The organism is Nostoc sp. MG11 (assembly GCF_014904695.1).
Classification (GTDB): domain Bacteria; phylum Cyanobacteriota; class Cyanobacteriia; order Cyanobacteriales; family Nostocaceae; genus Komarekiella.
This window is the reverse complement of sequence record NZ_JACXXN010000104.1, coordinates 1-6149: the sequence shown is the minus strand read 5'-3', so window position 1 is coordinate 6149 and position 6149 is coordinate 1. Positions and strand designations below refer to the sequence as shown.

11 protein-coding genes are annotated in these 6149 nt (G+C 43.5%); 7 read left to right on the top strand and 4 right to left on the bottom strand.

The window, feature by feature from the left end; translation table 11 throughout:
* The 4 genes from HCR01_RS36510 to HCR01_RS36495 form a co-directional block, all read right to left on the bottom strand.
* Positions 1–1270: hypothetical protein (locus HCR01_RS36510; protein WP_193200781.1), on the bottom strand; the 1270-nt coding region annotated here is incomplete at its 3' end.
* On the bottom strand, positions 1264–1620 hold the full coding sequence (locus HCR01_RS36505) for a hypothetical protein (protein ID WP_193200780.1): 357 nt from the start codon (positions 1618–1620) through the stop codon (positions 1264–1266). The genes HCR01_RS36510 and HCR01_RS36505, both read right to left, overlap by 7 nt.
* Before the next feature lie 280 nt (positions 1621–1900).
* Positions 1901–2101: a hypothetical protein gene (locus tag HCR01_RS36500; RefSeq protein WP_193200779.1), complete on the bottom strand. Its 201-nt coding sequence runs from the start codon at positions 2099–2101 to the stop codon at positions 1901–1903.
* 169 nt (positions 2102–2270) lie between these two features.
* Entirely contained in the window at positions 2271–2615 is a 345-nt protein-coding gene (locus tag HCR01_RS36495; RefSeq protein ID WP_193200778.1) for a hypothetical protein, read from the bottom strand.
* Positions 2616–3281: 666 nt separating this feature from the next.
* Here HCR01_RS36495 and HCR01_RS40320 point away from each other — a divergent pair.
* From HCR01_RS40320 to HCR01_RS36470, 7 genes are all read left to right on the top strand, one after another.
* Positions 3282–3416: a hypothetical protein gene (locus tag HCR01_RS40320; RefSeq protein ID WP_264299992.1), complete on the top strand. Its 135-nt coding sequence runs from the start codon at positions 3282–3284 to the stop codon at positions 3414–3416.
* The gene (locus tag HCR01_RS36490) at positions 3413–3943 is read left to right on the top strand and encodes a hypothetical protein (protein WP_193200782.1); all 531 of its coding nucleotides are present in this window, start codon (positions 3413–3415) and stop codon (positions 3941–3943) included. Before HCR01_RS40320 ends, HCR01_RS36490 begins: the two co-directional genes overlap by 4 nt.
* A gap of 92 nt (positions 3944–4035) precedes the next feature.
* The gene (locus tag HCR01_RS39650; RefSeq protein WP_226890040.1) at positions 4036–4215 is read left to right on the top strand and encodes a hypothetical protein; all 180 of its coding nucleotides are present in this window, start codon (positions 4036–4038) and stop codon (positions 4213–4215) included.
* 87 nt (positions 4216–4302) lie between these two features.
* Positions 4303–4446, top strand: coding sequence for a hypothetical protein (locus HCR01_RS39645; RefSeq protein ID WP_226890039.1), 144 nt, complete (start codon positions 4303–4305; stop codon positions 4444–4446).
* Between the two features lie 8 nt (positions 4447–4454).
* Complete coding sequence (locus tag HCR01_RS36480) at positions 4455–4784, top strand: hypothetical protein (RefSeq protein ID WP_193200777.1); 330 nt, start codon at positions 4455–4457, stop codon at positions 4782–4784.
* 94 nt (positions 4785–4878) lie between these two features.
* A complete protein-coding gene (locus HCR01_RS36475; protein ID WP_193200776.1) occupies positions 4879–5637 on the top strand; it encodes a hypothetical protein in 759 nt (252 codons plus the stop codon).
* Positions 5638–5689: 52 nt separating this feature from the next.
* Positions 5690–6046: a hypothetical protein gene (locus tag HCR01_RS36470; RefSeq protein WP_193200775.1), complete on the top strand. Its 357-nt coding sequence runs from the start codon at positions 5690–5692 to the stop codon at positions 6044–6046.
* Positions 6047–6149: the final 103 nt, after the last annotated feature.

The following is a 6149-nucleotide window of genomic DNA, read 5'->3' as shown; positions in this document are numbered from 1 at the left end:
CCCGCCGAATATCACTAACCGCTTGGGGTAGCATTTCCAATTGCTCTGCTCGATAGGCGATCGCGGATTGTGTCGGTTCACTTCCCAGAATGATTGCGGCGGCTTGGAGCGCTTGGGTGTTATTCATGGCGCTGGCAAGATTCCCCAAAGCCATGCCCATCAAGCGTAAGCATTCTTGGGCATTTTCCTTGGGCGGTTCGGTGGCAAGCGATCGCAGGTCAATAGTTTTCTCTAGAGCAAGTTTCACCTGCTTGTTCAGTGCCTTGGTTACTTGCGTAGTCATGGTGTTCCCCCACTGCTGGGTAGGGCGTTCTTCTACGGCGTTTTCCAATTCCTCAATACGCTGCTGTAATCGCTGATTCTCCAGTTCTAGCTGGCGTAACCCCTCCATCTCATCTAAGCGCTGCTGTAACTTTATGTTTTCTGACTTCTGCTGCTGGTAAAGTTTTTGGGATGATTCGAGTTGTTCTCTTATTTGTGTTTCCGCTCTGGCATTGGCTTCTGTTTGCAGACCAATCCTCAACTCCTGCTCCATCTGCTCTAGCTCCCGCCTATGCTGTTCTTTAAGCTCCGCAATCACTTCGGCATATTCTTTGGGGTATCTGCGCTGGGTGGAAAATGACGCAATTGTGGCATTTTCATCAGTCAAATCAGCATTATTTACCAACAGCCTCTCGCCATCAGCGAAAGTCACAATCTGCTGTGAAGTGTTGGGTGCGTCTACCTCAATCACGCCTTCTTCACCATACCTGGGGTGGAATTGTGATGAAACCTTGATCGTTTGACACAATTGCGTTTTAGGTTTTTCCGGCTTTGTGGTACTACGTGCAGAATTCGATGTTTTAGGTACTACCTCACTTACTGCTTTAGCAAAATCGGCGGCAGTGGGGAAGGCTTTTTCTTTAGAGGCGATCGTAACAACTTCCTGCAACTTGTCAGGTGTTCTGACCAGTCGGAGCAGGGGGCGAGTTTGAGAAGGTTTGGTAATCTTTTCCCTAAGCGACTCTGGCAGAGTGTCAACCACCTTAGAAGCAGCGAGTAAATCTCTTACACGACGGTAACCGCCATATCTGGTAAGTTCTTTCTCACAATAGCTTTCAAAACTGGTGTATCCAGCATCCTTGTAATAGCGGTTGTCACGCATCACCGCTAATTCTTCTATTGCTTGCCACTCAAAACGGTCAATGGCGGCTAAGGTGTCTTGGATGCTGGTATTAAGATTGGTGTAATTGAGTGCTGATGTTGTTTCGGAGCGATCTAGTGTCAGCATATCTCTCTCCTATTGTAGTAAATAGAAGAGGTGTTTAGAATTACTTTCGCCCTAACAACCCATTGTCGCCTGTATTTCTTTGTTAGTTGGTTGAATGCAGGAGTAAGGAAAGCACAATTATGTTCTTCCTCCAGTGTTCCAACTAGCATTAGAGCTTTATTTTGAGAAGCCTGCTCTTTTTGTACTTTCTCAGCGTTGATGACAAAAATCGCCGAGATTTTAACATTACCGCTTTTTTTAAGCAAATTTAGAGATTTGGACGTGGTGTCGGGGTAACGAAATTCAGTAGAACTCGCTGAAATTTTTAACAGATCTATTTTTAGCCCTGTCCAAGGGTTAAAGTGTTGCATTTTCTCTTTCTCCAGAAAATTACTGGAGAACTGTTCACTAAATCTTGATGCACCCCCTGTCTATCCCTGTCTGAGGAATGTTAACCTTGAAATACTAAATAAAAACATATTGGTTAGGCAGGGAAGAGGGCAGTTTGCTAATTTATTAGTTAAACGGTTCTCCGTTACTTGACCTGACCTTTTTTTAGTTGCTTGGTTTAAGTTATTTTTTGTACATCTTCTCTTTTCCGTTAAATAAAACTTTTGACAACACACTAGACTCCTAAAAAGACAGCTAGAATCAAGCGGCTGAGCTTACCTTGTCAGCCAGTGGGATGCACTGTTCATCTTGTTGGCGTTTTAGCCAAAGCGTGATCGCTTCCTCTAATGCTTCAGCAACTGTTATATCCTGTTCAGCACAGACGCTCTTGAAGGTTCTGTATTGCTGATCTGGTACGTGTCCGCAGACTTGCCGAAAACCAGGGCTTCTTCTTCTATCCATTGTTTTAGCTTACATTCTTGTCTTCTAGATGTCATGACGTTAGTCAGTTTTAAATATAACAGATTATTTAACGGGTGACGGAACAAGATTAAACTATTTTTATGGAGGATTAATATCTGGACTGGCAAATGATTTAATTACCAGTCTGTTTGATTTAAAAGAAATTGGTCTATTCTTCCCGTGAGTTTGGAAATAGCCGATCACGCAACATTAATAGTTCTTTCGTTTGTACATCAGATGCACGTGCTGCTTCAACAACCTCAGTGTCGCTTGGGCGTTGACCTTGGGCTAATAGCCGGAGAAAGACAGTTGCGGTTACATCTGTTTTGCGGGATGAGTTCTCGTCTAAGTCCTGAAGCCATCGCATAATAATTTCTTCAACCACGCCACTCATATCTTCATCTTTTTCGGCGCATCGAGCTTTAAACTTCAAGGCTAAATCTCTTGGAACCATTGCTGTAATCTGTCTGTAATTTGGATCTCCTCTTTTTCCTCTTTGCATCTTGTTATTCATTCATTGCAGTCATTGCGGTCTTATTTACACTGTTTATCTAATCGTGGCATAAAGTTTTGCAAAAATTATTGTTCTAGTGTTCACAAACGTTAGAACAATGCTATACTGAACTTAGTAAGCCAAAAAACGGCACACAACAAAGGCAACTGAAGCCAGAAAGTGGCGGTGAGACTGAATCAAAGACAAACATAGACTCTTTCTCAACTCAAACGTTAAAAAATATCCCTATACCGAGGTTTACATTACCCGAAGGGTGTCAAAAGTTCCAGGCGTGGCACAAGCTGATTCGAGTGTTTAAAGAAGCTGGATGGTAGATAACGCAAAGCTTTCTAGGCGAAAGCTAATTCTTTGAAGTCAAACTAGAAAAGGAGAAAAATGGCCCAATTTGAAAGCCGCAGGATCACCATTAGTCACTTTGCGGCGGCGAAAGTATGCAAACTCTTGAATGTCCCAATAAACTGCAAACCCCAAACTCTGGCTTCCGCAGTCGAACAGCTAATTTTTGAACTGGGCTGCAAATGTACCAGCACAGAGGAAAAAGTTAGAAATCTTCGCCAGTAATAATGAACTTAAGAATTAGGAAAATGTAAAGATACGCTTCACTATTAAAGCGTACCGAAGCTATGTAACAGTAGCCAAGCTAATTGCAGCAAAGCTCTATCTGAATTGAGATTCAAGCTCAAAGCAGAAAAACGCTGTGTTCGGATCACAGCGCTCTTTTGTTCATCCAAAATAAAAGCGATCGCCACCGTCCAAAGTATGCGATCGCCTTTTCCCTTTCATCAAGGAACTCTATTATGACCTATACAACACATATACAGCAAGCAGTCGTTGGTTCTTCTGCTGATGAGCAATCCATAGCCGAAGCTGTAGCCCCAACCCAAGACCCCCTGACATCTCACGATCGCTGCATCATTGCCGAGATTATCCAAGCACAGCCCGAATCAATCCGCACCATCTGGATTGAAGGCGGTATTACAGTATGGGTGCAATTCGTGGATGGCGGACAGCTACCCTTTGATCGGGACTGGTTCGCAAAAAGAGTTGCAGAGGTAAAAGCGACTCTACCAGAAACGCTACGGGAACGTAACGAACGTCTGAGCGAGGAATTGGAGGAAGCTTGCGTCAAGTTCAATCTGTGGCATCCTCAAATTGACTGGTTATCTTTTAGCACTAAACTTTACCGGAATAACCAACTAGTGGGCTACATCGGTTGTAATTACCAAGGTTGGTATTCTAGACCACGGACATACGGCATGAACAGATTCGCATCAAGTGCTTCTGAAGCGATTATGTTCTTGGGAGTCCGACCAGCAGTTGCGGCGTAGTTCCCAAGCTAGAAAGGGCGATTGCAGTCTTCAAAGATTAGCAATCGCCCCTGAAGACGAAATCGCTAATAACACTCATCATCATAGAAATCATGCTTTCTCTTCAAGCAGCCCAGTTGGATGATCCAAGAGAGAAAATTCTTCTACCTCCAACAGACCCCAACGCAGAGATTATCGAAGTCCCAGGATACAAGCTCGTGTATGTAAATGGAGCTTGCCCCAAAAACTATCGAGTCTACAAAGCTCATTCCATGATTGGAGTGATATTTTAATACCTTACGCACTGGTCTAAGGGAGTCGATTCTCTTCGATACGCCGAGCCGGTTGATGCAGTAGCCGGACTTGATGACTTTTTGAAGGTGGCAAGAGTATCAACAACGGCTACAGAGCAACCGCTAACAGAAGAGGAATTACTTGACAAAGAATTTGACGCACTGACTTCTGACGAATGGGAACGCTTAAAAAGGTATGTTCCACAAGCGAAAGATTTAGTTGCAGCGTAAGGAAACGGGTGGGCAGGATAGACCCACCTGTGTGGCAAGGAGCAAAACTAAATTATCAGTTTATCGAAATAGAACAACACAATTCATTGGATAAATCAATGGAAGCGATAGAAATACTGAAAACTTTCAACTCGTACTACCTGAAGATTCAGGCAATTGCACAAAATGAAACTTGGCTCTTGTTGATTGCTGAAAAGAAGATTGACCCAGAGGCAGCAACTCACTTAGGCGATGTTCTGCATTACTTGGGTGAGGTAATGGGATGCATGGAAGAAATCGTTGAAATCAAAACAATTCAAAATTCACGCATTATCAATTCAAAATTGCTGAACTTCTGACTTATGAGTTAAAAGCAATTCCTGGCACTGTCATAAATAGCTAAGTCGAACACTATCCAATATCAACGCAATTTTTAGCAACAACAATGCAATTATGGAAACAATCACCATCAACAACAGCGTCTTTCTCATTCCACCCAGCCAACCTAAACTGCAAGCCAATTGCGCTAAAGAGTACGGGCAATTTCTTCTCGATTGTCCTCCAAAGCTGACGATTCTAGAAGCACAAGCTGGAGGATATCTCAAAGGTAACTTTGCAGACTTTGCAATCGCAATCTCTCGCCCAGCCCGTTTACTCACCATCAACGAGAACTTTAGCAACGAACCGTTTACCGAACTATGGGTAATTCCAGTTGCAGGCGGACTCAAAGACCAGTTTAAGGGCCCAGCTTCGATGTTGCTTAGTTTTCTGATCCACCGTCGTAGTAAAGATTCATTCGCCGGACTCTACAATCACTTCGCCCATCGCGCCTTCCAGCAGTGGTGTGAAGAGGGAATGCCGGGAGATCCCAAAGAGTTTTGCTATGGTGCAATTGCTTCGGTACTGAAAAACTACATTTTCTGCGCTGAGTTTCAGAAAGTGGAGGGTGCGCTTGGGACATATTGGTTCATTCAGTGGTCGTACCGCAACCCGCAGTCTGATTTTGAGAAAGACGCTCTCGTTGCGGCAGAGATGATTCGTAGCGGTGCGGAATCTGGAGCGACTCTTCATTGGGTAACTAATGAGACTTATGAACGCTGGGCTGATAACGCCAATAAAACTGCACCAGCACTACCATTTGTTTCGGAAGCAGAGGCGAGGGCATCTCTGCAACCACCCGGTCAGGCAGTTGTACCTAGTAATAGACGGTAATTAATAAGCAATAACGGCGATTCACTCTCAGAGTCGCCACACCAAAAGAATTATGAAACAACTAACAGGTTTTACCCCATTTGTTGCGCTACCCGAATCAACTGCGGCTTCTGCTAAAAAACAGCTAATAGAAACAATTGAATGGCTCCACAAAGAAGGTGCTGCTACTGAAACCAACCTCAAACTCTTGACTGCAATTGTCGAATCAATTCTTTGCTCGGAAGAATCATACAGCAGATTTTTAAAGTGTGGTTTTGATGTAGCAATTGAGTTATTCGATACCAATTCTCAAAACTGGGAATTTCAAGAATCAATGTCATCACCTTATAATCCCAGAAATTGGGATGAGTACAAGCAGCTACAACAAACACGGGCATTGTTGTCAACAAGCCGCACTGTCACTGAATAAGGTAGAAAATTAGGGCTTGAAATACAGCTTTAGTTGACCACATTCAGTATATGGATAGTAGCAAAATTACTTTTGGTTATCAGATTCTCTCTGCTGTAATTGT